This window comes from Streptomyces similanensis (assembly GCF_039543625.1).
Lineage (GTDB): Bacteria > Actinomycetota > Actinomycetes > Streptomycetales > Streptomycetaceae > Streptomyces > Streptomyces similanensis.
The window spans coordinates 103,736-130,186 of record NZ_BAABKC010000070.1 but is presented as its reverse complement, the minus strand read 5'-3'; the positions used below and the strand labels follow the sequence as shown (position 1 = coordinate 130,186).

Below are 26,451 nucleotides of genomic sequence, written 5' to 3'. Positions count from 1 at the left end.
CCCCGACGGCCCGGCAGCGCGCGGTCGTCCGCCGCCCGGGCCGCGTGGCCTGCGCTCGTGGCCCGGCGGACGTATCGTGACCGGAAGGGCGCCGCCCGAGGACGCGCAGACGCACGTGAGTACGAGTACGCGAGGGGGACGGCCATGGCCGATCCCAAGGGTTTCCTGTCCACGCCCCGGCAGGAGTGGCCGCGCAGGCCGGTCGAGGAGCGGGTGCGGGACTGGGACGAGGTGTACGTCCCCGGTGCGCTGCTGCCGATCATCAGCAAGCAGGCGGACCGCTGCATGGACTGCGGCGTCCCCTTCTGTCACCAGGCCTGTCCGCTCGGCAACCTGATCCCGGAGTGGAACGACCTGGTCTCGCGGGAGGACTGGCGGGCGGCGAGCGAACGACTGCACGCCACGAACAACTTCCCCGAGTTCACCGGCCGGTTGTGCCCGGCGCCGTGCGAGGCGGGCTGCGTGCTCGCGATCAACCAGCCGGCCGTCACCATCAAGAACGTCGAGTGCGCCATCGCCGACCGGGCCTGGGAGGAGGGTTTCGTCCCGCCGCGTCCGCCGGACCGGCTGTCGGGCCGGACGGTGGCGGTGATCGGCTCCGGACCGACCGGGCTCGCCGCAGCCCAGCAGCTGACCCGCGCGGGGCACACGGTCGCCGTGTACGAGAAGGACGACCGGCTCGGCGGGCTGATGCGCTACGGCATCCCCGCGTTCAAGATGGAGAAGCGACAGCTGGAACGGCGGCTGGAGCAGATGCGGGCCGAGGGGACCAAGTTCCGGGTGTCCACGGCGGTCGGGCGGGACGTCGGCGCGGCGGAGCTGCGGGCACGCCACGACGCCGTGGTGATCGCCACCGGAGCCACGGCCTGGCGTGAACTCGACATCCCGGGACGTGACCTGGCCGGTGTCCATCAGGCGATGGAGTACCTGCCGCTGTCCAACCGGGTGTGCGAGGGAGACCTCCAGGTCTCGCCGCTGTCCGCGGCCGGCCGGCACGTGGTCATCGTGGGCGGCGGCGACACGGGGGCCGACTGCCTCGGTACGGCGGTGCGCGAGGGCGCGGCGTCGGTGACCCAGCTCGACATCTACGCGCAGCCCGGCGCGGAGCGCGACGAGGACGCCGAGCCGTGGCCGACGTATCCGAAGGTCTACCGGCTCTCGGCGGCGCACCAGGAGGCCGGGGCGCTGCGGACGGCGCCCGCCGCCGACGCCGACGCGCGGCTGTTCGCGGCGTCGACGCTGCGCTTCACGGGGGACGAGGACGGGCACGTGCGGGAGCTGCACCTGGTGGAGGTGGACGCCGGGCGGCGTCCGCTGCCGGGCACCGAGCGCGTCCTGCCGGCCGATCTCGTGCTGCTCGCGCTCGGCTTCTCGGGGCCCGACCGGCGCGACGGCCTGATCGACCAGCTGGGGATCGCGCTCGCGCCGCGCGGCACGATCGTCCGGGACCCCGGCTTCGCGACGAACGTCCCCGGCGTGTTCGTCGCCGGGGACGCCGCGCGCGGGCAGTCGCTCATCGTGTGGGCGATCGCGGAGGGGCGGGCGGTGGCGGCGGCGGTGGACCGGCATCTGACGGGCGGTTCGCGACTGCCGACGCCGATCGGACCGTACGACCGCCCGATGATCGTCTGACCGGACCGCACCCTTGCACACGCGGCACGCGGGCACGCGCCCGCTATCCCTTTCAGGGGCTGCCGCTTTCCGGGCTACCGCTTGAGGGCCACCGCCCCGTAGCCCGCCATGACGCCGTCGTCCTGGCCCGGTACCGGCTCGCCCAGTTCCGGGTGCCAGTGGTGGAGCACCTCGACGCCGGGTTCGACGAGGTCCAGGCCGTCGAAGAAGCGGGCGAACTCGGCGCGGGAGCGCAGCGCCAGGGTGACGCCGGCCGCCCTGAGCTTCTCGGTGGCCTGTGCCGCCTCCTCCTCGGGGGTGAAGTCGGCGGTGGCGTGGGTCATCGTCAGACAGCTGCCGGAGGGCAGTTCGGACAGCAGCCGCCACACCAGGTCGTGCGCCCCGTCCTCGTCGGGGACGAAGTGGAGCAGCGCGATCAGGGACAGCGCCACGGGCCGGGTGAAGTCCAGGACCTCGCGCGCCCGTTCCAGGATGACGGCGGGATCGCGCACGTCGGCCTGGAGGTACTCGGTGACGCCCTCGGGCGTGCCGCGCAGCAGGGCCGCCGCGTGGGCCAGCACGATGGGGTCGTTGTCGCAGTAGACGACGCGGGCGTCGGGCGCGACCTCCTGGGCCACCTGGTGCAGGTTGGGCTCGGTCGGGATGCCGGTGCCGATGTCCAGGAACTGCCGTACGCCGTTGCCGGCCAGCCAGCGGGTGGCGCGGTGCATGAACGCGCGGTTCGCCCTGGCCACGATCGGCACCCGCGGGTTGATGGCCACCATCTGGCGGCCCATCTCCTCGTCGACCGGGTAGTTGTCCTTGCCTCCGAGGTACCAGTCGTACATGCGTGCGGGATGGGGCCTGCTGGTGTCGATCCGAGTCGCGTCCTGGCCGGCGTCGAGGCCGGCGTCCTGCCCGGTCATACGGCACTCCGTAAGCGTGTGTGGTCGAGGGGGGAAGCGGTGGTCGAGGGAACGGTGTCAGTGATCAAGTCAGTGCCAAGATTAGGAAGTTGAGCCAAGAAAAACAGTCAGCGCCGGTCAAGCGGTCAAGTTCGGTCAGGAGAGGAGGAAATCAGCCTCCCCGGCCTTGGCTCCCTGGATGAAGGCGGTCATCTCGTCGGTGGTGTAGATGAGTGCCGGCCCGTCCGGGTCGGTGGACTGGCGCACCGCTATCCGGCCGTCGGCCAGCTTCATCGCCTCCAGGCAGTTGCCTCCGTTGCCGCCGCTCCAGGGCTTGTGCCAGCCCTCGCTGCCCAGCTCCCGGGCGGGCATGCCGTTGTAGATCCGCTGGCCGCGGAGGAGCGGTCCCGGCTGGGACGTCATGCGATCCATTCACAACTCCTTGCGGAGATCCCGGAGGATCTCCTTCGTGCGATGTGCCGTGGCGGCCTGTGCCGCCATGCGGTCCATGACCTCGAGATGGGTCGCCACCTCGCTGCGCGCGTCCAGGTAGACGGCGCCGGTCAGGTACTCGCTGTAGACCATGTCCGGGAGTTCCGGCATGGCGAATCGGAACAGTACGAAGGGCCCGTACGTGCCGGGGTGCGGCCCCGCGGAGAACGGGGCGACCTGAAGCGTCACGTTGGGCAGCTTCGCGGCTTCGAGCAGCCGGTCGATCTGGGCGCGCATCACCTCCGGGCCGCCGACCGGGCGGCGCAGCGCGGTCTCGTCGAGCACGACCCAGAACCGGGGCGCGTCGGGCCGGGTGAGCAGGTCCTGGCGCCGCATGCGCAGCGCGACGTGGCGCTCGATGTCCTCGGGGCTGGTCTGGCCGACGGCGCCCGACTCGAGCACGCCGCGCGCGTAGTCCTCGGTCTGGAGCAGGCCGGGCACGAAGTGCGGCTCGTAGGACCGGATGAGCGAGGCGGCGCCCTCCAGGCTGACGTACATCGAGAACCAGCCCGGCAGGATGTCGTGGAACCGCTGCCACCAGCCGGGGCGGTTGGCGTCCTCGGCCAGCTGCACGAAGGCCTCGGCCTCGTCGTCCGGGATGCCGTACGCCTTCAGCAGGAGTTGCAGGTACGGGATCTTGAGGGCGACCTCGGCCATCTCCATGCGGCGGATCGTGGCGGGCGCGACCCTGAGGACGCGCGCGGCCTCCTCGCGCTTGAGTCCCGCGCGTTCGCGCAGGTCGAGCAGGCGCCGGCCGAGCACGACCTGCCCGACGGTCGGCGCGGACCGCGGTTCGCTCACGCTCCACCTCCACCAAAAAGTCCTGACAGGCCTGCGGCGCCACTCGAAGATCCATTCGAAGATCCGGGTGGATCCTCGCCGATCCGAACTGGCGCCGCGCGACGTGCTGTTGCGAGCAGTGTGCCACGGCCCTTCACCGCGTCATACAGCACTCTGCATTTTTCAGAGTGGCCCTTGCCAAGTGTTTGCGGCGGGGGCGATAGTGGCAAGCGTGATTCCGTCCCCGCCCTTAGGAACAGCCGCCACCGCGGGCCTCGCCGTCCCCGGCGCCCGCACGGCATCGGGCCCCGACGGGACCGTCGCCGAGCGCCGGTTCCGCTTCGAGCTGGCCGCGCATCCGGGTTCTCCGGCCCAGGCCAGACGCCTGACCAGGGCCCGGCTCACCGGCTGGTCGGTGTGCGAGGACACGTGTGACACGGCGACTCTGGTCGTCTCCGAGCTGGTCACCAACGCCATCGTGCACACGGCGAGCAGCCGTGTCGTCTGCGAGCTGTCCGACGGCCCCGACCTGGTGCGCATCGCCGTGCGCGACGAGGGCTGCGCCCCGGGCGAGCCGCACCCCTCCCCGCAGCGTCCGGAGGAGGAGCACGGCCGGGGCCTGATGCTGGTGGAGGCCCTGAGCCACGCCTGGGGCACGCGCGAGCACGGCTCGGGGCTCGTGGTGTGGGCGGAACTGCCGCGCACGGCCGCGGCGACGGCTCCTGCCGATGACACGGAGCCGGACGGCGAGCGCCGCGGGACGGAACTCGACGCCCGTCTCGGTTCTGCACCCGGACGCACCGGGAAGCACCCGTCGGAACGCGGCGAAAGCCACGGGACCGGATTCGGCACCGACCTCGGGACCGGACCCGGCGCCGACCTCGGGACCGGACCCGGCGCCGACCTCAGGACCGGACTCGGCGCCGACCTCGGGACCGGATCCGGCACCGACCCCAGGACCGGACTCGGCACCGACCTCGGGACCGGATCCGGCGAGCAGCGCGGGGCCGGCCGCGGGGCCGGGAGCGCACCCGGTGTCGGCCGTCAGGCCGGGCCCGGCGAGGACCGTACGGGCCGATCCGGCCGGGAGGTCCGGGGCGACCTCGGCTGGGGCGCGCCCCAGCCGACGCCGGAGCGGCCCGCGCATCCGCACCGGGAGACCGAGGACTCCGCACGGACCGGCCGCACCGCGCGGCACGGCGCATCGCACGCGACGACACACGGAACGGGGGCCGTATGGCTGTGAGCGGTGGCTCCGGCTCGGGACCGGTACTGAGCTTGGACACGCTCGTACGCCTGGGGCGCGAGACGCGCACGCCCGGCGCATCGGACGGCCGCGTGCGACCCGGCGGCGCCGGCCCGGCCGAGGAAGCGGGACCGGGGGACCCGCCCGCGCGGACCGCACCCTCCGGCGGAGCGCGCAGGCTGCCGCTGCCCGCGGGCATGACGCTTCCCCTGGGCTTCGACGCCGTGGCCGTGCCCGCCCACCTCGGCCCCTCGCTGATGCCGCGGCTGCCTCGTGTGGGCTGCGTCTACGCCGACGAGACGCACTGGTGGTGGATCGTCCCGGCCGACTCCGACTACGCCCTGCGGTGGCCCGACGCCGCGCACTACGCCACCGGCGCGGTGCTCCCGGACGCCCCGCACCCGGACCGGCTCCCCACCCTGGTCCACCGGCCGTCCGGCACCGTGCCCTACACCCCGCCGATCCCGCTCTACCTGGCCCTGTGCCGGGTGACGGGCACGACCCCGGTCTGGTCGCGCCCGGTCAGCGCCTGAAGCCGACGCGCCGCACACCGGCGGGCCCGGCGACCGCGCGGCGCGGGAACCGTGCGGCACCTGAGCCGTGCGAGCGCCCGGGCGGCGGCCGGCCGTACGCGCCCGCGCGCTCCGGCCGCCCGGTCACGCGCCCTGCCGTGCACGGTCCCGCCCCGCGATAGTGGCCTCCATTCACGATCGGGGGAGGCCATCGGTGGAGCTGAGGCGCGGGCGACGCGACGGGAAGACGAAACCCACGACACCCGCACCCGAGGTGTCCGACTCCGAGAGCCTGCTCTTCGGCGGCCCGCTGCGCTACGACACCGGCTGGAGCCAGCACAACGACGCCTTCCTGGAGTTGAACTTCCGGGGCATGGTGCGGCGGCTGCCCGGACTGCTGGCCGCCAGCTTCCGGCTGGCCCGGCAAGCCGACCCGCGGGCCACGAACACGGTGCTGGCCGCCGAGGCGGTGCGCGGCGCCGCGCAGGCCGTCAGTCTGCTCGCCGTCAACAGCGTGCTCAGCCGGGTGATCGGCGGCGGCGCGCTGGAGGAGCGGCTGCGCGGGGCCGTGCCCGCGCTGGTCGTCATGGCGGCGGTGGCGCTGGTCGGCGCGCTGCTGCGGGCCGCCTCGACGCACGCCACCGGCCGGCTGGAGCCGAAGGTCGAGCGGGTGGCGACCGAGCTGTACCTGGAGCGGGCGGCGGGGGTGGAGCTGGCCGCGATCGAGGACCACGCCTTCCACAAGCTGCTGGACACCGCGCAGTACGGGGCCGCGTCCGCCCGCAGGATGATCATGTACGGCACGCGTGTGGTGAACGCGATGATCTCGCTGATCGCGGCGGCGGGCGTGCTGACCGTGCTGCACTGGGCGCTGCTGCCGCTGCTGGTGACGATGACCCTGCCGAGCGCGTGGAGCGCGCTGACCAACGCCCGGCGGCGCTACGAGTCCTTCCACGTCTGGGTGCAGCACGCGCGGGCGGGACACCTGCTCAGCGGTCTGCTCACCGAGCCGGCGGCGGCCCCGGAGATCCGGGTGCACGGCGTGGGGCCGTTCCTGCTGCGGCACTACCGCCAGATGTCGGAGACCGCCGAGGCGGAGCAGGCCCGGCTGGCCCGGCTGGCGGCCCGTACGGGCCTTTTCGCGGCGGGCTGGACGGGGCTGGCGACGGTGGCGACGTACGCGACGCTGGGCGGGCTGCTGCTGGCCGGTGCGATGGCGCTGTCCGTGGCCGGTACGGCGGTCATCGCGATCCGGACCGGCTCGGCGAGCCTGGACACCCTCGTCCTGGAGGTCAACCAGCTGCACGAGGAGGCCCTGTTCGTGGGCGATCTGCAGCGCCTGTACACCGAGGCGGCGAAACGGGCGATCCCGGCCGGCGGCGAGCCGCTGCCCGAGGACCCGCGCGAGATCCGCTTCGAACATGTGACCTTCGGCTACCCGGCCGACTCGGGGGCGGCCCGGCCGGCCCTTGACGACGTGTCGCTGACCATCCCGCTGGGCCGGATCGTGGCCCTGGTCGGCGAGAACGGCTCCGGCAAGACGACCCTGGTCAAACTGCTCGCCGGGCTCTACACCCCGGACAAGGGGCAGATCCTGTGGGACGGCGTGGACGCGGCGGACGCGGACCGGCACGCGCTCGCGGAGCGGATCGCGATGGTGGCGCAGGACTTCAAGCGCTGGCCGTTCACCGCGCGGGTCAATGTGGCGGTGGGCCGGTCCTCGGCGGCGCCCACCGACCAGCGGGTGGCCGCGGCGGTCGCCGACGCGGGCGCTCAGGAGGTGGTCGCGGATCTGCCGCGCGGTCTGGACACGCTGCTGGCGCGGAACTTCAGCGGCGGGCACGAGCTGTCCGGCGGCCAGTGGCAGCGGCTGGGCATCGCGCGGGCCGCCTACCGGCGCGGCCGGATCCTGATCGTGGACGAGCCGACGGCCGCGCTGGACGCCCGCGCCGAACTGGAGGTGTTCGAACGGATCCGGGGGCTGGCGGACAGCGGGCAGACGGTGGTGCTGATCACGCACCGGCTGGCGTCCGTGCGCCACGCCGATCTGGTGCACGTCCTCGACCAGGGCCGGCTGGTGGAGTCCGGCCCGCCGGAGGAGCTGCTGGCCGCCGGCGGTCTGTACGCGGAGCTGTACGCGCTCCAGGCGGAGCAGTTCGCGGCGAAGGTCCCCGCCCCGGCCGCCCCGGAGGCGGGCTGACGTCGGGCGCACCCGAGAGTCGTGTTCACGTCACCCTTGAAGCCGTCGCCGCCCGCACCGCTCAGGCACTCACGTCACCGCCGTCGCCGCCGCGCACGACCACCAGGAAGGTGTCCGTCGCGAGGTCCATCACGACCTCGGCCGGCAGGCCCTCCAGACGCCGCGCATGCGCGAATTCCTCCGCCGGCCACGATCCGCGCGGACCGCCGGCGGGAAAGCGCTCGAGCACTGTTCGTCGCCCGTTCACCCTGCACCTCCACAATGTCGTACTCGGAGATTTAAACGCCAAGCATGGGGTGAACGGCGCGGTCGGTGACGCTACTGAGACGTACTCGACACGAGTTCCATGCCAAAAGTGCGTCCGACCTCACACTTCTGGCGTAATCGATCACTTTCCGCACTGTTTCGGGAACACCTGGTGCTCATGGAGCGCCGGCGTCGCCGGGCGGTGTGGTCGGCAGGCCCGCGGTCCGGGCCGCCGTGCGCAGCACCTCGCGGAGCATCTCGGCGGTGAGCCGGCCGGTGAAGGTGTTGCGCTGGCTGACGTGGAAGCAGCCGAACACATCGAGGCCGCCGAGACCGTCGCGCCCGTCGAGCGGGACACGGGCGCCGTGGGCGAAGGCGGGGCGCGGGCGGGGCACCGTCCAGCCGGCCGCCGCGAACGCGGGCAGCGCGGCCTGCCAGCCGAAGGCGCCCAGGACGACGACCGACCGGAGGGTGGGGCGCAGCAGGTGCAGCTCCTGCACCAGCCAGGGGCGGCAGGTGTCCCGTTCTCCGGGGGTCGGCTTGTTGGCGGGCGGGGCGCAGTGCACGGGCGACGTGACCCGCACTCCGCGCAGTTCCAGTCCGTCGTCGGCGGAGACGGCGGTGGGCTGCGAGGCGAGACCCAGGTCGTGGAGCGCCTGGTAGAGGACGTCTCCGGAACGGTCCCCGGTGAACATCCGGCCGGTGCGGTTGGCGCCGTGCGCGGCGGGGGCGAGGCCGACGATCAGCAGCCGGGCGTCCGGCGGACCGAAGCCGGGCACCGGCCGGCCCCAGTACGTCCAGTCGGTGAACGCGGCCCGCTTGACGCGGGCCACCTCCTCCCGCCACTCCACCAGGCGCGGACAGGCCCGGCACTCGGTGATCCGCCCGTCGAGCGCGGCGAGGCTGCCGCTTTCCGTGTCCATAGCCCTGCCACTGCCCATGACTCCACCGTAAATTCGTGCGGCGCGGACGGCCCGCGCGACTAAGGTCGACGCCATGGCTTCCGAGGACGACATGGACCGTGGGCAGGACGACATGGGCCGTGGGCAGGACGGCGGCGGGATGAGCTCCGGGGACGGCAGCGGGGCGGGCTCCGCCGCCTCGTCCGCGAGCGCCGTGGACCCCCAGGTCGCCGCCGCGATCGCCGCCGCCGAGGCGGCCGGTCCGGCCGGCGGTGAGAGCGTGCGGATCGACAGCTGGATCTGGGCGGTCCGCTTGGTCAAGACCCGCTCCGTCGGCGCCACCGCCTGCCGGGGCGGCCACGTCCGGGTGAACGGCGAGCGGGTCAAGCCCGCCCACTCCGTCCGTGTCGGCGACGAGGTGCGGCTGCGGGGCGCCGAGGGGCGGGAGCGGATCGTCGTGGTCACCCGGCTGATCCGCAAGCGCGTCGGCGCCCCCGTGGCCGTGCAGTGCTACGTCGACAACTCCCCGCCGCCTCCGCCCCGCGAGGCCGTGGCCCCGATCGCGGTCCGCGACCGCGGCGCGGGCCGCCCCACCAAGCGGGACCGCCGTGAGCTGGAACGCCTGCGCGACATGGGCGGCCTCGACGGCCCCAGCGGCCCGGCCGGCCGCCCGGGCCGCTGACACCTACCGGCGACGACGGTCTTCGGCCGGGGGGGCTGCCCGCCGACCGCGTAGGCCCAGCCCGCCGCCGGTGCGCCCGCTCCTCGGGGCGGGGTTGTGGCGGGGGCGGCTATCCGTGGTCCGGCTGGGGCCGGGCGGTGTCGCCCGACGGGGTCGGCGCGCTGGTGTGGAGGACCGCGCGGGCCTGTTCGGCGGCGCGGACGATGCTCTCGCTGATGAAGTCGAGGAAGCGGGCGATGTTCTCCAGCCGGGTGGCGGCCGGTGTGTGGGGGCCGAGGACGGCGACCCCCTGGCGGGCGGTCTCGACGAGCTGGTCGTTCGAACGGGCGCTGGCCATCGTCGCCTGGTAGAAGAGTTCGTCGTCGACGACGTAGCGGTCGCGGCGGCGTTCGTCGCGTTCCCTGCGGATGAGGCTCTGGTCGTCCAGGAAGGCGATCGCCTTGGAGATGGACGCCGGGCTGACCTGGAGACGCCGGGCCAGCTCGGACGCGGTGAGGTGGCCCGCGTCGGTCAGAAACAGACAGGTCAGCACCTTGGCGGCCCGGCGCGTAGCGCCACATCAAGATCGACGAGGCGGAGAGCGTCCGCCTCACCGCGACCGAGGGCGACGTCGAGGTCGGCCGCCTCAACGGCCCGGCGGAGATCAGCACCGCGCGGGGCGACATCCGGATCGGCGAGGCTGTGCGCGGCACTGTCGTGCTGAGCACCCAGTCCGGCGGGATCTCGGTCGCGGCCGCCGCCGGCGTCTCGGCCGCCCTGGACGCCGGCGCCGGCTACGGCCGCGTCAGCAACGCCCTGAAGAACGACGGCGCCGTCGCACTCGACATCCGCGCCACCACCTCCCACGGCGACATCACCACGCGCAGCCTGTGAGGGAGCCGCACCGATGCCCCTCCTGGTGACCGCTCCCCGGGGCCGGTCCTCCATGGCCGGTCCCCGGCGGCCGCCTCCCCGTGGCCGGGGTCACGCGCGGCGGTGCGGCAGCAGGCGCAGCAGCTCGGCGTTGCGGTCGCGGCGGGCCCAGGCGACGAGGGCCAGGGGGACGATCAGGATGAGCGGGGTCGCCGCGTTCTCCCCGTCGAAGGCGGTGAGCTGGACGACGAACGCGCCCGCCATCAGCGCCCCCAGCGCCAGCGCCGCCACCGACTGGAGCACCGGGATCAGCAGGGCCACGGCGCCGGCCAGCTCCAGCGCGCCGATGGTGTACATGCCCGCGCTGCTCCAGCCCATCCGGTCGAAGGACTCCACCGCCGAGGGGTGCGCGATGAGCTTGGGCAGCGCGCTCGCGAAGGCGTAGAACAGGGCCAGCACGACCTGGACGACACGCAGGACGCGCAGTGCGGCGGACGGGGCGGGGGCGGCGGTCTCGGACATGGGTTCCTCCGGGAAGCGGTGTGTCGTGCTGTCGTGGAGGTAGACCGGGACGCGCCGGGAAAGTCATCGCACGGGCACCGCCCGCACCCAGATTCCGTCCTCCGTCAGAGAGCTGTCGACCCGGAGGCCCGCCTCCGCCAGCGCCTCCTCGAACTGCCCCGGGCTCAGCGGCCGGGACAGGAACGTCTGGGTCCAGGTGGCGTCCGGGAACTCGTACTCGGCGCGGACCGAGTTCACTCCGTCGCCGACCGGTTCGGCCGACAGCATCCGCACCGTGAAGCCGGCGGGATCGACCCGCTCGCGCGGCAGGTTCGTGTGGTAGTCCTGTCCCTCCCGCTGGATCAGCACACAGCCGCCCTCGGCGACATGCCGGGCGCAGGCGCGCAGCAGACCGCGCCGCACCTCGATGTCGCCCGCGTGCACGAGGAACGACGCGAGCATCACGACGTCGAAGGTCTCCCCCAGGTCCAGGTGCTCGATCGGGCCGCATATGGTCCGCGCGCCCCGCACCCGCTCCAGCATCTCGGGTGACTCGTCCACCGCCGTGACGGTGAAGCCGCGCTCCAGCAGCGGATGGGTCACGCGACCCACTCCGCAGCCCAGTTCCAGGATGTGCGCGCCCGCGGGCACGGCCGCGGCGATGATGTCCGGCTCGTCCCGCACCGGCATGCGGCTGTACAGCTCGACCGCGCAGCCGTCCGGGGTGATCGGCCCCGGCCCCGTCCCTCGGTAGCCCTGACGCGTTTTCAGTTCCATGCCCGGACAACGGCCCGCACCCGGACACCCGTTCCCCCCTCGCCCGTATTCACCCGTACGAGTGAGCGAAGGGTGGGAGAGGAGCAGGCGCGGCGTCCTCGGCCTGGCGCCGGACGCCTGGCATCGGGCGCCGGGCGAGGACGGTCAGGTGTCGAACCGGGCGCGTTGCAGGTACTCCGGGTTCGGGTCCAGCGCGGCGGCCAGCCGGAAGTGGCGCTTGGCCCGGTCGGGATGGCCCTGGCGCTCGTAGGTACGGCCGAGCGCGAAGTGCGCGAACGCGTTGTCCGGCTCGCGCTCCAGGACGATGGTGAACTCCAGCTCGGCGGGTCTGAGCTGCGCCGCGGCGAAGAAGGCACGCGCGCGCAGCAGGCGTGCCGCCGTGTTCTCGGGGTGCGCGGCGATGACGCCGTCGAGCAGCTTCACCGCGCCCCGCGGGTCGCGCGCGGCGAGCAGCTGCTCGGCGGCGCGGAAGTCGATGACATGCGTTTCCGGGGTACGTCCGGTCGAACCGCTGGTGTCGGGCACGGCAAAGTCCTTCCCTCACTGCGAGGGTTCAACGCCCCGTCCCGGCACCGCTATTCCGGGAGGGCTCCGGTGCCGCCGTTCCGGGAGGCGTCGGCACCGCTCCTGCGGGGCCGCGGTCAGGCGGCGTGTGCCCGCCGTTCCAGCCCGGCCCAGACCTCCGCCACCCGCTTGCGCAGCTCCTCCAGCGGCACGTCGTTGTCGATGACCACGTCGGCGATCTCGCGCCGCTTCTCCCGCGTCGCCTGGGCGGCCATGCGGGCGCGGGCGTCCTTCTCGGTCATGCCGCGCAGCCGTACGAGCCGGTCGAGCTGGGTCTCGGGCCGCGCGTCGACCACGATCACCAGGTCGTAGAGCGGGGCCAGGCCGTTCTCGGTCAGGAGCGGGACGTCGTGGACCACGACGGCGTCCTCGGCGGCGGCCTCCTCCAGCTCGCCGGCGCGGCCCCCGACCAGCGGGTGCACGATCGAGTTCAGCGCGGCCAGCTTCTCCGGGTCGGCGAAGACGATCGAGCCCAGCCGGGGCCGGTCCAGGCTGCCGTCCTCGGCGAGCACCTCCGGACCGAACGCCTCGACGACCGCCTCCAGACCGGGTGTGCCCGGGGCGACGACCTCGCGTGCGATGCGGTCGGCGTCGATCAGGACGGCGCCGTGCTCGACGAGCAGCCGCGACACCTCGCTCTTACCGGCTCCGATGCCCCCGGTCAGGCCTACCTTCAGCATGAGCGGCAGCTTAGGCCCTGCCCGCGGCGGCGCGTCCGCCGGGCCCGGCGGACGCCCCACGACCGCGCTCGCTAGCCGTCGCCCTCCCGCTCGGCGAGGAACTTCTCGAACTCGCGGCCGATCTCGTCGGCGGAGGGGATCTCGACGGGTTCGGCGAGCATGTTGCCCCGGGTCTCGGCGCCCGCGGCGGCGTCGTACTGGTGCTCCAGGCCCTGGACGAGGGCGGTCAGTTCCTCGTCGCCCTCCCGGATCTGCCGTTCGATCTCGGTCTGGGTGCGGTGGGCGTCGTTGCGCAGGGCGTGCGCGAGGCTGGGCAGGACCAGGCCGGTGGCCGAGGTGATGGCCTCCAGCGCGGTCAGCGCCGCGTCGGGGTAGGCGGACCGGGCGATGTAGTGCGGCACGTGCGCGGCGACGCCCAGGACGTCGTGCCCGGCCTCCATCAGGCGGTACTCCAGCAGCGCCTCGACGCTGCCCGGCACCTGTGCCTCCTCGAAGGGGCTGCGGTGGCCGGGGACGAGGTCGCTGCGGTTGCCGTGCGGGGTCAGCCCCACGGGGCGGGTGTGCGGGACGCCCATGGGGATGCCGTGGAAGTTCACCGACAGGCGGACGCCGAGCCGCTCCACGATCTGCCGCACGGCGGCCGCGAACCGCTCCCACTCCACGTCCGGCTCGGGGCCGGCCAGCAGCAGGAAGGGCGCGCCCGTGGCGTCCTGGACGAGGCGCACCTCGATGGTGGGCTCCTCGTAGTCGGTCCAGCGGTCGCGCTTGAAGGTCAGCAGCGGCCGGCGCGCCCGGTAGTCGACGAGCCGGTCGTGGTCGAAGCGCGCCACGACCTGGTGGGGCAGCGAGTCGAGGAGTCCGCCGACGATCTGGTCGCCGGTCTCGCCCGCGTCGATGTATCCGTCGAAGTGGTAGAGCATGACAAGGCCGGCCGACTCCTGGGCGAGCGCCATGTCGACGACTGCCAGGCCCTTCGGCTCCCATGTGTACAGACTCTGCGGATCAAGCACGGTGACCGCCCCTCCTCGTGTTCGTAGGTTCACAACGAGGAGCGGGGCGCGGGCATTCCCCAACGGGGCGGTCCGCCTTCAGGAGGCTTCACGTGGGGGAAGGGGTCGCGTGCGGAAGGAGGGGCGGTGGCCTGCTCGCGGCTCCGCGGCGGAGGCGTTCGCGCAACGGCTGCGGCCCGCACCCCAGTGGGGTGCGGGCCGCAGTCATCGGCTAGTGCCTAGCGGTGAGCATTCAGCTCTGGCCGCCGGCCAGCTTCTCGCGCAGCGCGGCAAGCGCCTCGTCCGAAGCCAGCGCACCGGAGGTGTCGCCACCCTCGGAGGAGTACGAACCGCCGCCGGACGCGGCCGGAGCGGCGGTCTCGCCACCCTCGGCAGCGGCCTTCTCGTCCGCCTCGCGGGACTTGATGACCTGCGCCTGGTGCTGCTCGAAGCGCTGCTGCGCCTCGGCGTACTGGGTCTCCCACGCCTCGCGCTGGGTCTCGTAGCCCTCGAGCCAGTCGTTGGTCTCGGGGTCGAAGCCCTCGGGGTAGATGTAGTTGCCCTGGTCGTCGTAGGACGCGGCCATGCCGTACAGGGTCGGGTCGAACTCGACCGCCGACGGGTCGGCGCCGAAGGACTCGTTGGCCTGCTTCAGCGAGAGGCTGATGCGACGGCGCTCGAGGTCGATGTCGATGACCTTGACGAAGATCTCGTCGTTGACCTGGACGACCTGCTCCGGGATCTCCACGTGGCGCTCGGCCAGCTCGGAGATGTGGACCAGACCCTCGATGCCCTCGTCCACGCGGACGAACGCACCGAACGGAACCAGCTTCGTGACCTTGCCGGGCACGACCTGGCCGATCTGGTGGGTGCGGGCGAACTGCTGCCACGGGTCTTCCTGGGTCGCCTTCAGCGACAGGGAGACGCGCTCGCGGTCCATGTCGACGTCCAGGACCTCGACCGTGACCTCCTGGCCGACCTCGACGACCTCGGAGGGGTGGTCGATGTGCTTCCAGGACAGCTCGGAGACGTGGACCAGACCGTCGACGCCACCCAGGTCCACGAAGGCACCGAAGTTGACGATCGAGGAGACCACGCCGGAGCGGACCTGACCCTTCTGGAGGGTCGTGAGGAACGTCTGGCGGACCTCGGACTGGGTCTGCTCCAGCCAGGCACGGCGGGACAGGACCACGTTGTTGCGGTTCTTGTCCAGCTCGATGATCTTCGCCTCGAGCTCCTTGCCCACGTAGGGCTGGAGGTCGCGGACACGGCGCATCTCGACCAGGGAGGCCGGGAGGAAGCCGCGGAGGCCGATGTCGAGGATGAGACCACCCTTGACGACCTCGATGACGGTACCGGTGACGATCCCGTCCTCTTCCTTGATCTTCTCGATGGTGCCCCAGGCACGCTCGTACTGGGCGCGCTTCTTCGAGAGGATCAGGCGGCCTTCCTTGTCCTCCTTCTGGAGGACGAGGGCCTCGATCTCGTCGCCCACGGCGACGACCTCGTTGGGGTCGACGTCGTGCTTGATCGAGAGCTCGCGGCTCGGGATGACACCTTCGGTCTTGTAACCGATGTCGAGCAGGACCTCGTCCCGGTCGACCTTCACGATGACGCCGTCGACGATGTCGCCGTCGTTGAAGTACTTGATCGTCTCGTCGATCGCGGCGAGGAAGGCTTCCTCGTTACCGATGTCGTTGACCGCTACCTGCGGAGTGGTGGCGGTGGTCTCGGTGCTGCTCGTCATGTGGGAAAGGGCTCCGGTACGGACATTGAAGTCGTAGGTACTGCTTGCGCCAGGAGCCCGTTTCGCTCTGAAGAAGCCGGACAGCCAAAGAAGCACCACGCAAAACCGCTGGTGGCGCCTCGAAAACCGAGGGGACATACAACAGACGCGAGCGCAGCCTGCTACGTCTGAGGAGCGCAGGCTCGCAGCGCAACTTGTAGCATACGGGGGCAGCCGGACAGGGTCAATGCGCGAAGCCGCACACGCGGGGCGGTTCACCGCATTTCCGGCACAGAACCTTTCTCCCGAGGCCACGCCGACACCAGGACATCCCTTCTCGCCGGCACGCCATGGGGGCGGGTTGGACGGAAGAGTACGACGAGGGAGCCGATCATCCAAGAGCCAGAGCCGTTCGAGACGTTCGAACCGGAGGCCACCCGCCGCGCGGCCGGCGTCACCGAGAGCACCCGGGCCAACCGGGGCTGGTGGGACCGGAACGCGGACGAGTACCAGGGCGAACACGGCACGTTCCTCGGCGACGACCGCTTCGTGTGGTGCCCCGAGGGGCTGGACGAGGTGGAGGCGGAGCTGCTCGGTCCGCCGGAGGAGCTGAAGGACAGGGACGTCCTGGAGATCGGCGCCGGCGCGGCCCAGTGCTCGCGCTGGCTGGTCGCGCAGGGCGCGCGCCCGGTGGCGCTGGACCTGTCCCACCGCCAGCTCCAGCACGCGCTGCGGATCGGCGGGCCGTTCCCGCTGGTGTGCGCGGACGCGGCGGCGCTGCCGTTCGCCGACGGCTCCTTCGACCTGGCGTGCTCCGCGTACGGGGCGCTGCCCTTCGTCGCCGATCCGCGGCTGGTGCTGCGCGAGGTGCGCCGGGTGCTGCGGCCGGGCGGGCGGTTCGTCTTCTCGGTGACGCATCCGATCCGCTGGGCCTTCCCGGACGAGCCGGGCCCGGAGGGGCTGTCGGTGTCCGCCTCCTACTTCGACCGCACGCCCTACGTCGAGCAGGACGACGAGGGACTGGCCGTCTACGTGGAGCACCACCGCACGCTGGGCGACCGGGTGCGCGACGTCGTGACCTCCGGCTTCCGTCTGGTGGACCTCATCGAGCCGGAGTGGCCCGACTGGAACACCTCCGAGTGGGGCGGCTGGTCGCCGCTGCGCGGGCATCTGATCCCGGGCACGGCGATCTTCGTGTGCGAGCGCGACTGACGCGGCGGAGCGGTGCGGGGGCTCCCGCACGGACACAGGGGGGTGTTTCCGCCGGCGGACGGCCTGCGGGACGGCTCGCGAACGGCGCCTTGAGGGCGCCGTTCGTCGTCGTACGACACTGGGGGCGTGATCCGTTACGACGCCCTGGAGGCGCTGCCCGTACGCGGCGCCCTGCCCGCACTCGACGAGGCGCTGGAGGGGCACGGCACCGCCGTGCTCGTCGCGCCGCCCGGCACCGGCAAGACGACGCTGGTGCCGCTGGCCCTGGCCGGGCTGCTGGGCGCGGGGCCGGCGCGGCGGGTGGTGGTGGCCGAGCCGCGGCGGATCGCGGCGCGGGCCGCGGCCCGGCGGATGGCGTGGCTGCTGGGCGAGAAGCCCGGCGAGAGCGTCGGCCACACGGTCCGCGGGGAACGGGTCGTCGGGCGGCACACGCGCGTGGAGGTCGTCACGACCGGTGTGCTGCTCCAGCGGCTCCAGGGCGACCAGGAGCTGGGCGGCATCGACGTGGTGGTGCTCGACGAGTGCCACGAGCGGCATCTGGACGCGGACACCGCGGCGGCGTTCCTGTGGGACGTGCGCGAGACGCTGCGGCCCGAGCTGCGGCTGGTGGCCGCGTCGGCGACCACGGACGCCGAGGGCTGGGCGCGGCTGCTGGGCGGGGCGCCGGTGGTCGAGGCGGCGGGCGTGGCGCATCCGGTGGAGGTGGTGTGGGCGCCGCCCGCGCGTCCGGTGCGGCCGCCGCACGGGCTGCGGGTGGATCCGGCGCTGCTGGCGCACGTGGCGTCGGTGGTGCGGCGGGCGCTGGCCGAGCGGTCCGGGGACGTGCTGTGCTTCCTGCCGGGGGTCGGGGAGATCGGGCGGGTGGCGGGGGCGCTCGGGGACCTCGGGGACGTGGAGGTGCTTCAGGTGCACGGGCGTGCGCCGGCGGACGTGCAGGAGGCGGTGCTCGCGCCGGGGCGGCGGCGCCGGGTGGTGCTGGCCACGTCCGTGGCGGAGTCCTCGCTGACGGTTCCCGGGGTGCGGGTGGTGGTCGACTCGGGGCTCGCGCGGGAGCCGCGGGTGGACCACGCGCGCGGGCTGAGCGCGCTGGCGACCGTACGGGCCTCGCAGGCGGCCGGGCGGCAGCGGGCGGGACGCGCGGGGCGTGAGGCGCCGGGGACGGTGTACCGGTGCTGGACGGAGGCGGAGGACGGGCGGCTGCCGCGGTTCCCGGCGCCGGAGATCAAGGTGGCGGAGCTGACCGCGTTCGCCCTCCAGACGGCCTGCTGGGGCGACCCGGACGCCGCCGGGCTGGCGCTGCTGGATCCGCCGCCGGGCGGGGCGATGGCGGCGGCGCGGGAGGTCCTGACCGCGGTGGGCGCGGTGGACGCCGCCGGGCGGGCCACCGGGCGCGGAACGCGGCTGGCGCGGCTCGGGGTGCATCCGCGGCTGGGTCGGGCGCTGCTGGACGCCGCCGCCCTCGGGGGCGGGGAGCGGGTCGCGGAGGCCGTCGCGCTGTTGAGCGAGGAGGCGCCGCGGGAGTACGGCGACGATCTCGTCGCCGCGGTGCGGACCGCTCGGCGCGGCGGCGACGCCTACGCGGCGCGGTGGCGCGGGGAGGTGCGGCGGCTGCGGGGCGCGGCGTCGGGAGCGGGACTCCCCGGCGTGCCCGGCCGGGACCCCGGTGCCGAGGTGAGCGTGGCGGCGCGAGAGGCGGATGGGGCGGGAGACCCGCCGACGGCCGCCGCCCCGCCCGAGGGCGCCGCGCGGCACGCCGCCGCGGGAGAGCAGAAGCCGAGGCCCCCGGCCGCCTCCCCCATCTCCGCCCCCGGTGGCGAAGGGCGGCGAAGCAGCGGAGACGGCCCAGGAACTGCCGGTCTCGCCGTCGGGGCCGGGCTCGGGCGGGGTTCGGACGAGTGGGTCGCCGGGGTGGTGGGGGCGCTGGCGTATCCCGAGCGGGTGGCCTGGCTGGACGGGGGGTCGTACGTGATGGCCTCCGGGACGCGGGCCGAGCTCGCCGAGGGGTCCGCGCTGCGGGGCGCGCCGTGGATCGTGGTCGCGGTGGCCGACCGTCCGCTCGGCCGGGCGCACGCGCGCGTGCGGCTCGCCGCCGCGATCGACGAGGACGTCGCCCGGTTCGCCGCCGGGGCGCTGTACGAGGAGCGGACGGAGGTCCACTGGTCGGACGGGGACGTCGTCGCGCGGCGGGTCGAACGGCTCGGGGCGGTGGAGCTGACGGCGCGCCCGCTCGCCGCCCCCGACCCCGCCCTCGTCCGCGAAGCGCTGCTCGACGGGCTGCGGCGGGAGGGCCTCGGACTGCTGCGGTGGCCGGCGGGGGGCGGTCTGCTGCGGCAGCGGCTCGCGTTCCTGCACCGCCGGCTCGGCGCGCCCTGGCCCGACGTCGGCGACGACGCGCTGCACGGGCGCGTGGACGAGTGGCTGGAGCCGGAGCTGAGCCGGGCCCGGCGGCGCGCGGACCTGGGGCGTGTGGACGCCGGGCAGGCGCTGGCCCGGCTGCTGCCCTGGGCGTCCGGTGCGGCGGCCCGGCTGGACGAACTCGCCCCGGAGCGGATCACCGTGCCCAGCGGGTCCGCGGTCCGCGTCGACTACACGGACCCGGAGCAGCCGGTGCTGGCGGTCAAGCTCCAGGAGATGTTCGGGCTGGAGCGGTCGCCGCTCGTCGCCGGGGCGCCGGTCCTCGTGCACCTGCTCTCCCCCGCGGGCCGCCCCGTCGCCGTCACCGCCGACCTCGCCTCCTTCTGGCGGGACGGCTACAAGGGCGTACGGGCGGAGCTGCGCGGCCGGTATCCGAAGCATCCCTGGCCCGAGGACCCGGCCACCGCGCGGCCCACCCGGCACACCAACGCACGGCTCGGACGGTGACGCGGAAGGGCGCCCTGCCGCCGTGGCGGAGGGCGCCCCTCGGTGCGCGTGACCGCGCCGGGCGGATTACGCGGAGGCCGTGGAACCGGTGGTGGTCGACGGGCTCGGGGCGGTCGACGGTTCGGTGTCCGTGCCGGGGCTCTGGCTCGGGCTCGGGTCGGGGCTCGCCGGGGTGCCGGCCGGCGCGACCCGGAGTTCGACGGTCAGCGTCGCGCCGCCGGCGGTGGTGACGCGGAGCAGGAACGTGCCGGTGGTGTCGTCGGCGTACAGCTTGGGCAGCTTCAGCACGCCCTTGGCATCGGTGCGCAGGTCCGTCAGGGTGCGGACCGGCTTGCCATCGGCGTCCTTGAAGTAGGGGCCCTTGGTGTTCGCGGTGGCGTCGTCGGCGGACTTGACCAGGGTGGCGGTGGCCGCGACCTTGCCGGCGGCGGCTTTCTCGTAGGTGGCCTTCAGCTCGACCTGGTCGGCGAACTCGCCGCCGGGGGCGCAGCTGAGCGGGGTGTCGCCGGTGCGGGCGAGGGCGTCGGCGGTGCGCTCGGTGACGGTCGCGCGGTAGTCAAGGCCCGTCACCGTGCGGCCGACGACCAGGGCGCGCACGGTGAACGTCCCGGTCTTCTCGCCCGCCTGGAGCGCGGGTGCGACGGCGACGCCGGAGGCGCCGGTGACGACCGTGGCGATCTTCTCGCCGCCGGTGAAGACGGTGTCGGTGTCGCCGGTGATCACGAACCGGACCCTGACCTTGGCGAGGGACTTGCCGGTCTTCGTCTCGGCGCGGGCGCTGATCCGCTGCGTGAACGCGTCGCCCGCCCGGGCGGTGAGCTGGGGCGTGTCCACGTCCTTGAGGTGGTCCACGATGTCGGTGCGGCTGGGCGGCAGGGTGGGCTTCGACGGCGCGGGGTCGGTCGGGTCCGGGGAGGGGCTGGTCCCGCCGCCGGGCTTGCCGGGCGTGCCGGGCGTGCTCGGCCCGCCGGACCCGTTCGGGGCGCCCGGGGTGCTCGGGGTGTCCGTGGCGGGGGTCGACGGGGACGACGGCCGGGGGGTCGTGCCGGGCGTGCCGGGGGTGGGGCCCGTGCCGCCGCGCTCGGACGGCACGGCGCCGGTGCCGTCGGGGATCGTGTGGGTGCCCCTGCGGTAGTACTCCATCCAGGACAGGACGGTGTTCAGGTAGTCCTCGGAGGCGTTGTAGCTGAGGATCGCCTTGCGCAGGTCGCGGGTGTCGGCCAGGTCCCAGCCGAAGCGGCACAGGTAGTGGCCGGTGGCGAGGGCGGCGTCGAAGACGTTGTTGGGGTCCTTCTTGCCGTCGCCGTTGCCGTCCCGGCCCGCCCACTTCCAGGTGGAGGGGATGAACTGCATGGGGCCGACGGCGCGGTCGTAGGTGCTGTCGTTGTCGTAGGCGCCGTGGTCGGTGTCGCTGATGTTGGCGAAGCCGACGCCGTTGAGGACCGGGCCGAGGATCGGGGTGATCGTCGTGCCGTCGGCGGTGACGCGGCCGCCGCCCGCGTGGCCGGACTCCACCTTGCCGATGGCGGCGAGCAGTTGCCAGGGCAGGTTGCAGCCCGGCTTGGCGGTGCGCAGCTCGGCCTCGGCCTTCTTGTACGCGGCGAGCACGGTGGCGGGGATGCCGGCCTCGGAGGGCGTGTCGGCGACCGGGAGGCCGACGGCGGTGGTGGGCGCGGGATTGGGGCTCTTCAGCGGGGGAAGCGCCGTGTAGTAGTGCGAGTTGCCGGTCGCGGTGTCGCCTGCGGCGGGCTGCTCGGGGGCGGGCGTCGCGCCGGCGGCGGTCGGTCTTCCCTGGCCGTCCGCCGTCACCCCCGGTGCCTCGGAAGCGGAGAGGGCCGCTACGGCCACCGCCGCCACGGCCGTGGTGGCCGCTCCCTTGTACAGCCTCCTGCCGAAATGCGCCGCCATGGAGTGAACCCCTCCCGTGGACGCCGAGCGTCCGTCCGTGCCTGTCTGTTCGCCCTGTTGTGACAGTTGACCCGCGGTATTGGTTGCCCTCGTGGAGCGATGCGTGTGTACGACCCAGGCGACCCTACGACAACTTCCTTTGCGACGGGACCGGTTGGTGCCCGGTTTTCACCGGTTGGCCACTTACTGTTGCGCGGGGCGCGGTGGTCCCGGGTCCCGCGTACTGGACGGCGCCGACCGACGGACCGCCCCTCCGGTCATGTCGCCTGCCTGGGGGTCGTGTTGCCGTTCACATTGAGTCATGCGGCGGCCGTGCTGCCCGCGGTGCGCGGGGACGGCACGGGGCGGGGCCGGCTGACGCCCGCGCTGCTGGTGGCGGGCTCCTTCGCGCCGGACCTGACCTACTACGCGGCGAGCGTCCTGCCCGGGGCGATGGGGTTCGGCGCGGTCACGCACTCCTTCGCCGGGGTGTTCACGGTGGACGTGCTGATCGCCTGGGCGCTGGGGGCGGCGTGGCTGCTGGTGCGCGAGCCGCTGGTGGCGCTGCTGCCGCCCGCCCGTCAGGGGCGCTGGGCGGCGCTGACGCGGTGCGGGGCGCCGCGCGCGCGGGTGCGGCCCGCCGTGGTGCCGTGGTGGTACGTCTCGGCGGTCCTCGGCGCGCTGACGCACGTGGTGTGGGACGCGTTCACGCATCTCGACCGGTGGGGGACGCGGGTGTTCCCGGTGCTGGACCGCTCGCTGCCGGGCGCGCCCCTGTACGGGTACGTGCAGTACGGCGGCTCTGCGGTCGCGGCGGTGGTGATCGCCGTGTTCGTGGTGCGCGTGCTGCGGCGGATGCCGGCGGGCGAGCCGTACGGGGTGCCCGCGCTGTCGCGACGGGACCGGTGGTGGGCCGCGGCGGTGATCGGCGGCTGCGCGGGCCTGGGGGGCGGTGCGGCGGGTGGCCCAGTGGTGGGGCGGGCGCGGCCCGTCGGCCGAGGTGCGCGACCTGGTGCCGGTGCTGTGCTTCGGCGCGGGCGCCGGACTGGTGGCGGGGCTGCTGGTCTGCGCCGCCGGGGTCAGGGTGTGGCGTCCGGCCGGCCGGGTCCGCGCCGGGGGCGGTGCGGGCGGTGCGGGTGGCGCGGGGGGCGGTCCGGGCGGGGCCGGCGTTGCGGTGGGCCGCTCGGACGGTCGGCGGCCGGGGGCGCCGCGACGAAGACCGTGACGGTGCGGACGGGGCCCGGCCGGGGCAGGCGGGCGAGGAACAGGGCGACGTAGCCGCGGCTGAGGTCCGCCCACAGGCGCCAGGGCGGCGGTTCGTGGAGCGGGAGGCGGCGGCGCAGGCCGGTCGCGGCGCGGCGCAGGGGGGCCGCGGGGTCGGTGGGGACGCGGGCGGTGCTTGCCGCGGCCGCGAGGGCCGGAACCGGCGGGAGCGGCGCGGCGGGGGCCGCGCCGACGGCTGTCTGGGATGCCGCCGGCCGGTGGTTGAGCATGCGTATACCCATGCCCGCATCCTGTCGGCCCGTCCTGCGGGCGGCGTCTTCGCGGGGGCCACGTGAGTGACGAGACGGAGGGGCGGGGGCCGGCCGGAACGGCCCGGTGGCCTGGGGAGGACTGGGCGCATCGGGGCGGGCCGGGGGGCGGGACGCGCCAGCTCTTCGCGGCCCCAGAAGGGCAGCCGCCCAGGACGGCAGCCGCCCGGAGCGACAGCCACCCGGAGAAGCAGCCGCCCGGAGCGACAGCACGCCGCCCCCGGGCCGGAGCGCACCGGCCCCGGGGCGGCCACGGGGGCGCGGGCCGTCTCCCCCGCGCGCCCCCGGAGGGGCTAGTGGGCCGCCGACTCCCAGTCGCGGCCGACGCCGACCGAGACGTCCAGGGGCGCCCGGAGGGTGACCGCGCCGGACATCTCGCGGCGGACGATCTCCTCGGTCGCCGCACGCTCGCCGGGGGCGATCTCCAGGACGATTTCGTCGTGCACCTGGAGGAGCATGCGGGACTTGAGGCCGGCCTCGCGCAGCGCCCGGTCCACGTTCAGCATGGCGATCTTGACGATGTCCGCCGCCGTGCCCTGGATCGGAGCGTTCAGCGCCATCCGCTCGGCCGCCTCGCGGCGCTGGCGGTTGTCGCTGTTGAGGTCGGGCAGGTAGCGGCGGCGGCCGAACAGCGTCGCCGTGTAGCCCGTGGCGCGCGCCTCGTCGACCGCGCGGCGCAGGTAGTCCCGTACGCCGCCGAACCGCTCGAAGTAGGCGTCCATCAGCGCGCGGGCCTCGGCCGCCTCGATGTTCAGCTGCTGGGAGAGGCCGAAGGCCGACAGCCCGTACGCCAGGCCGTACGACATCGCCTTGATCTTGCGGCGCATCTCCGCGTCCACCGCCGACCGGTCGACGCCGAAGACCTGCGAGGCGGCCGTGGTGTGCAGGTCCTCGCCGGAGGTGAACGCCTCGATCAGGCCCTCGTCCTCGGACAGGTGGGCCATCACCCGCAGCTCGATCTGGCTGTAGTCGGCGGTCATCAGCGACTCGAAGCCCTCGCCGACCACGAAGCCGCGGCGGATGGCCCGGCCCTCGTCGGTGCGGACCGGGATGTTCTGGAGGTTCGGCTCGGTGGAGGAGAGCCGGCCGGTCGCGGCGACGGTCTGGTTGAACGTCGTGTGGATCCGGCCGTCCGCCGCGATCGTCTTGATCAGGCCCTCCACGGTCACCCGGAGCTTGGCCTGCTCACGGTGGCGCAGCATGATCACCGGCAGCTCGTTGTCCGTCTGCGCGGCGAGCCAGGCCAGGGCGTCGGCGTCGGTGGTGTAGCCGGTCTTGGTCTTCTTGGTCTTCGGCAGGGCCAGCTCGCCGAACAGGACCTCCTGGAGCTGCTTGGGCGAGCCGAGGTTGAACTCGTGCCCGGCCGCCGCGTGCGCCTCCTTCACGGCCTGCTGCACCGCACCGGCGAACATCTGCTCCATGGCTTCGAGGTGCGCCCGGTCGGCGGCGATGCCGTGCCGCTCCATGCGGGCGAGCAGCGCGGAGGTGGGCAGCTCCATGTCGCGCAGCAGATCGGCCGCGCCGACCTCGTCGAGCCGGCCCTCGAACACCTCGCCGAGGTCGAGGATCGAGCGGGCCTGGATCATCAGCATCTCGGCCTCGGCGGCCTCGTCCGCGCCGAAGGCGAGCTGGCCGTCGGCCGCGGCGGCGGGCGCCAGCTCGCGGTGCAGGTACTCCAGGGACAGCGCGTCCAGCGCGAAGGAGCGGCGGCCCGGCTTGACCAGGTAGGCGGCGAGCGCGGTGTCCATGCGGACGCCCGCGACGCGCCAGCCGTGCTCGGCCATGACCCGCATCGCGCCCTTGGCGTCGTGGAACACCTTGGCGCGCTCCGCGTCGGCCAGCCAGGCCGCGAACGCGCTCTCGTCCGCCTCGTCCAGCTGCGCCGGGTCGAACCAGGCCGCGGCGCCGTCGGCGGCGGCGAGCGCGACCTCGGCGACCGAGCCCGCGCCCAGCGCCCAGGCGTCGACCGTGGCCACGCCCAGCGCGTCCGTGCCGTGCCCGGCCAGCCAGGGCGCCAGCTCGCCGGTTCCGAGCACCGTGCCGTCCAGTTCCACGCCGTCCGCCGCGATCGGGGTGGCCTCGGCCTCCTCGGCTCCCGGGTCGACGGCGAAGAGCCGCTCGCGCAGCGAGGGGTTGCGGATCTCCAGGGAGTCCAGGAGCGTGGCGACGGCCTTGCGGTCGTACGCCGTCCTGGCGAGGTCGGTGACCGTCTTCGGCAGCTCCACCTCCCGCTCCAGCTCGGTGAGGCGGCGGTTGAGCTTGACGGACTCCAGGTGGTCGCGGAGGTTCTGCCCGGCCTTGCCCTTGACCTCCTCGGCGCGCTCGACCAGCTCCGCGAACGAGCCGAACTGGTTGATCCACTTCGCGGCGGTCTTCTCGCCGACGCCGGGAATGCCGGGCAGGTTGTCGGACGGGTCGCCGCGCAGCGCCGCGAAGTCCGGGTACTGGGCCGGCGTCAGCCCGTACTTCTCGACGACCTTCTCCGGGGTGTACCGGGTCAGCTCGGAGACGCCCTTGGTCGGGTACAGCACCGTGGTGTGCTCGGAGACCAGCTGGAAGGAGTCGCGGTCGCCGGTGACGATCAGCACCTCGAAGCCCTCGGCCTCGGCCCGGGTGGCGAGCGTGGCGATGATGTCGTCGGCCTCGAAGCCCTCGACGGCGAAGCGCTCGGCGCGCATGGCGTCCAGCAGCTCGCCGATCAGCTGCACCTGGCCCTTGAACTCGTCGGGCGTCTTGGAGCGGTTCGCCTTGTACTCGGTGAACTCCTCCGAGCGCCACGTCTTGCGGGACACGTCGAACGCCACCGCGAAGTGCGTGGGCGCCTCGTCACGCAGGGTGTTGGCCAGCATCGACGCGAAGCCGTAGATCGCGTTCGTCGGCTGGCCCGTCGCGGTGGTGAAGTTCTCCGCGGGCAGCGCGAAGAACGCGCGGTAGGCCAGCGAGTGCCCGTCCATGAGCATGAGCCGGGGACGCGTACCGCCGGAGGTCTTGTCGGTCTTCTTCGATGCTGTCTCTGCCACGTCCCCGATCCTGCCACGGACCACTGACAGCCGGGACGCACCCGCCGCTGGGCCCGCCCGCCCCGCGGGCCGCGTCCTCCCTCCATTCCCCACCGCGCCCCTCCGTCCGCTCCCCCTCCGCCCCCTCCGCCCGGCCTCCGCCCCCTCCGCCCGGCCTCCGCCCGGCCTCCGGCGATGTCGGTGGTGCGTGGGAGGATCGGAGGACTCCGGGCGGAGGGACCGGCCGGAGGACACCACGCGCGCGGCCCGCACCGTGTGCGCCGTCGAAGGGGA

Annotated in this window: 19 protein-coding genes and 4 pseudogenes; 9 read left to right on the top strand and 14 right to left on the bottom strand. The window is 74.0% G+C overall.

From position 1 onward, the window contains the following. Positions 1 to 144: 144 nt before the first annotated feature. Positions 145 to 1,632, top strand: a complete 1,488-nt coding sequence (locus ABEB07_RS23425; protein WP_345670139.1) for a glutamate synthase subunit beta — start codon at positions 145 to 147, stop codon at positions 1,630 to 1,632. 74 nt (positions 1,633 to 1,706) lie between these two features. Here the strand turns inward: ABEB07_RS23425 and ABEB07_RS23420 are convergent, their stop codons facing one another. The 3 genes from ABEB07_RS23420 to ABEB07_RS23410 all read right to left on the bottom strand — a co-directional run bounded on the left by ABEB07_RS23420 (position 1,707) and on the right by ABEB07_RS23410 (position 3,809). Next, complete coding sequence (locus ABEB07_RS23420) at positions 1,707 to 2,537, bottom strand: SAM-dependent methyltransferase (RefSeq protein ID WP_345670137.1); 831 nt, start codon at positions 2,535 to 2,537, stop codon at positions 1,707 to 1,709. Between the two features lie 135 nt (positions 2,538 to 2,672). Next, positions 2,673 to 2,948: a DUF397 domain-containing protein gene (locus ABEB07_RS23415; RefSeq protein WP_176148529.1), complete on the bottom strand. Its 276-nt coding sequence runs from the start codon at positions 2,946 to 2,948 to the stop codon at positions 2,673 to 2,675. Beyond that, the gene (locus tag ABEB07_RS23410; RefSeq protein WP_164587975.1) at positions 2,949 to 3,809 is read right to left on the bottom strand and encodes a helix-turn-helix domain-containing protein; all 861 of its coding nucleotides are present in this window, start codon (positions 3,807 to 3,809) and stop codon (positions 2,949 to 2,951) included. A gap of 202 nt (positions 3,810 to 4,011) precedes the next feature. On the opposite strand from ABEB07_RS23410, the pseudogene ABEB07_RS23405 reads away from it, so the two are divergent. The 3 genes and pseudogenes from ABEB07_RS23405 to ABEB07_RS23395 form a co-directional block, all read left to right on the top strand. Continuing rightward, positions 4,012 to 4,516, top strand: a pseudogene (locus tag ABEB07_RS23405) (ATP-binding protein); the annotation flags it as partial. Positions 4,517 to 5,024: 508 nt separating this feature from the next. Continuing rightward, the gene (locus tag ABEB07_RS23400) at positions 5,025 to 5,567 is read left to right on the top strand and encodes a hypothetical protein (protein WP_345670136.1); all 543 of its coding nucleotides are present in this window, start codon (positions 5,025 to 5,027) and stop codon (positions 5,565 to 5,567) included. Between the two features lie 253 nt (positions 5,568 to 5,820). Beyond that, on the top strand, positions 5,821 to 7,746 hold the full coding sequence (locus ABEB07_RS23395; RefSeq protein WP_176148532.1) for an ABC transporter ATP-binding protein: 1,926 nt from the start codon (positions 5,821 to 5,823) through the stop codon (positions 7,744 to 7,746). 61 nt (positions 7,747 to 7,807) lie between these two features. Here the strand turns inward: ABEB07_RS23395 and ABEB07_RS23390 are convergent, their stop codons facing one another. After that, positions 7,808 to 7,993 carry a hypothetical protein gene (locus ABEB07_RS23390; protein WP_164589266.1) on the bottom strand — a complete coding sequence of 62 codons (186 nt, stop codon included), beginning with the start codon at positions 7,991 to 7,993 and terminating at the stop codon, positions 7,808 to 7,810. Positions 7,994 to 8,168: 175 nt separating this feature from the next. Then, positions 8,169 to 8,933: a uracil-DNA glycosylase gene (locus ABEB07_RS23385; RefSeq protein ID WP_425589063.1), complete on the bottom strand. Its 765-nt coding sequence runs from the start codon at positions 8,931 to 8,933 to the stop codon at positions 8,169 to 8,171. 55 nt (positions 8,934 to 8,988) lie between these two features. Here ABEB07_RS23385 and ABEB07_RS23380 point away from each other — a divergent pair, with 55 nt between their 5' ends. After that, positions 8,989 to 9,576: an RNA-binding S4 domain-containing protein gene (locus ABEB07_RS23380; protein ID WP_345670135.1), complete on the top strand. Its 588-nt coding sequence runs from the start codon at positions 8,989 to 8,991 to the stop codon at positions 9,574 to 9,576. Positions 9,577 to 9,685: 109 nt separating this feature from the next. Here the strand turns inward: ABEB07_RS23380 and ABEB07_RS23375 are convergent. Beyond that, a pseudogene (locus ABEB07_RS23375) lies at positions 9,686 to 10,114 on the bottom strand (MarR family transcriptional regulator); the annotation flags it as partial. 14 nt (positions 10,115 to 10,128) lie between these two features. Between ABEB07_RS23375 and ABEB07_RS23370 the strand changes: the two are divergent. Then, positions 10,129 to 10,449: pseudogene (locus tag ABEB07_RS23370) on the top strand (DUF4097 family beta strand repeat-containing protein); the annotation flags it as partial. Between the two features lie 90 nt (positions 10,450 to 10,539). Here ABEB07_RS23370 and ABEB07_RS23365 read toward each other — a convergent pair. From ABEB07_RS23365 to rpsA, 6 genes are all read right to left on the bottom strand, one after another. Further along, entirely contained in the window at positions 10,540 to 10,950 is a 411-nt protein-coding gene (locus ABEB07_RS23365; protein WP_176148535.1) for a DoxX family protein, read from the bottom strand. Between the two features lie 63 nt (positions 10,951 to 11,013). Continuing rightward, complete coding sequence (locus ABEB07_RS23360; protein WP_164588402.1) at positions 11,014 to 11,706, bottom strand: class I SAM-dependent methyltransferase; 693 nt, start codon at positions 11,704 to 11,706, stop codon at positions 11,014 to 11,016. 144 nt (positions 11,707 to 11,850) lie between these two features. Beyond that, positions 11,851 to 12,231, bottom strand: coding sequence for a tetratricopeptide repeat protein (locus tag ABEB07_RS23355; protein WP_164588403.1), 381 nt, complete (start codon positions 12,229 to 12,231; stop codon positions 11,851 to 11,853). A gap of 116 nt (positions 12,232 to 12,347) precedes the next feature. Continuing rightward, positions 12,348 to 12,950: a dephospho-CoA kinase gene (gene coaE, locus ABEB07_RS23350; protein ID WP_345670134.1), complete on the bottom strand. Its 603-nt coding sequence runs from the start codon at positions 12,948 to 12,950 to the stop codon at positions 12,348 to 12,350. Positions 12,951 to 13,021: 71 nt separating this feature from the next. Next, entirely contained in the window at positions 13,022 to 13,960 is a 939-nt protein-coding gene (locus tag ABEB07_RS23345) for a PAC2 family protein (RefSeq protein ID WP_164588405.1), read from the bottom strand. 232 nt (positions 13,961 to 14,192) lie between these two features. Next, positions 14,193 to 15,686: a 30S ribosomal protein S1 gene (rpsA, locus tag ABEB07_RS23340; protein ID WP_164588406.1), complete on the bottom strand. Its 1,494-nt coding sequence runs from the start codon at positions 15,684 to 15,686 to the stop codon at positions 14,193 to 14,195. A gap of 372 nt (positions 15,687 to 16,058) precedes the next feature. Between rpsA and ABEB07_RS23335 the strand changes: the two genes are divergently transcribed. Beyond that, positions 16,059 to 16,877, top strand: a complete 819-nt coding sequence (locus ABEB07_RS23335; RefSeq protein WP_345670168.1) for a class I SAM-dependent methyltransferase — start codon at positions 16,059 to 16,061, stop codon at positions 16,875 to 16,877. A gap of 126 nt (positions 16,878 to 17,003) precedes the next feature. After that, positions 17,004 to 19,739: an ATP-dependent RNA helicase gene (locus tag ABEB07_RS23330; RefSeq protein WP_345670133.1), complete on the top strand. Its 2,736-nt coding sequence runs from the start codon at positions 17,004 to 17,006 to the stop codon at positions 19,737 to 19,739. A gap of 66 nt (positions 19,740 to 19,805) precedes the next feature. Here ABEB07_RS23330 and ABEB07_RS23325 read toward each other — a convergent pair whose 3' ends face one another. Further along, on the bottom strand, positions 19,806 to 21,647 hold the full coding sequence (locus tag ABEB07_RS23325) for a lytic transglycosylase domain-containing protein (RefSeq protein WP_345670132.1): 1,842 nt from the start codon (positions 21,645 to 21,647) through the stop codon (positions 19,806 to 19,808). A 282-nt stretch (positions 21,648 to 21,929) separates the two neighbouring features. On the opposite strand from ABEB07_RS23325, the pseudogene ABEB07_RS23320 reads away from it, so the two are divergent. Further along, positions 21,930 to 22,851, top strand: a pseudogene (locus ABEB07_RS23320) (DUF4184 family protein). 600 nt (positions 22,852 to 23,451) lie between these two features. On the opposite strand, the gene polA reads toward ABEB07_RS23320, so the two are convergent. Then, positions 23,452 to 26,178, bottom strand: a complete 2,727-nt coding sequence (gene polA, locus ABEB07_RS23315; protein WP_345670131.1) for a DNA polymerase I — start codon at positions 26,176 to 26,178, stop codon at positions 23,452 to 23,454. Positions 26,179 to 26,451: the final 273 nt, after the last annotated feature.

Coding starts and splice junctions, on each gene's coding strand:
- ABEB07_RS23385 (WP_425589063.1), bottom strand. CDS start 8,933: ATGGGCAGTGGCAGGGCTATGGACACGGAAAGCGGCAGCCTCGCCGCG.
- ABEB07_RS23400 (WP_345670136.1), top strand. CDS start 5,025: ATGGCTGTGAGCGGTGGCTCCGGCTCGGGACCGGTACTGAGCTTGGAC.
- ABEB07_RS23425 (WP_345670139.1), top strand. CDS start 145: ATGGCCGATCCCAAGGGTTTCCTGTCCACGCCCCGGCAGGAGTGGCCG.
- rpsA (WP_164588406.1), bottom strand. CDS start 15,686: ATGACGAGCAGCACCGAGACCACCGCCACCACTCCGCAGGTAGCGGTC.
- ABEB07_RS23380 (WP_345670135.1), top strand. CDS start 8,989: ATGGCTTCCGAGGACGACATGGACCGTGGGCAGGACGACATGGGCCGT.
- coaE (WP_345670134.1), bottom strand. CDS start 12,950: ATGCTGAAGGTAGGCCTGACCGGGGGCATCGGAGCCGGTAAGAGCGAG.
- ABEB07_RS23325 (WP_345670132.1), bottom strand. CDS start 21,647: ATGGCGGCGCATTTCGGCAGGAGGCTGTACAAGGGAGCGGCCACCACG.
- ABEB07_RS23360 (WP_164588402.1), bottom strand. CDS start 11,706: ATGGAACTGAAAACGCGTCAGGGCTACCGAGGGACGGGGCCGGGGCCG.
- ABEB07_RS23415 (WP_176148529.1), bottom strand. CDS start 2,948: ATGGATCGCATGACGTCCCAGCCGGGACCGCTCCTCCGCGGCCAGCGG.
- ABEB07_RS23420 (WP_345670137.1), bottom strand. CDS start 2,537: ATGACCGGGCAGGACGCCGGCCTCGACGCCGGCCAGGACGCGACTCGG.
- ABEB07_RS23365 (WP_176148535.1), bottom strand. CDS start 10,950: ATGTCCGAGACCGCCGCCCCCGCCCCGTCCGCCGCACTGCGCGTCCTG.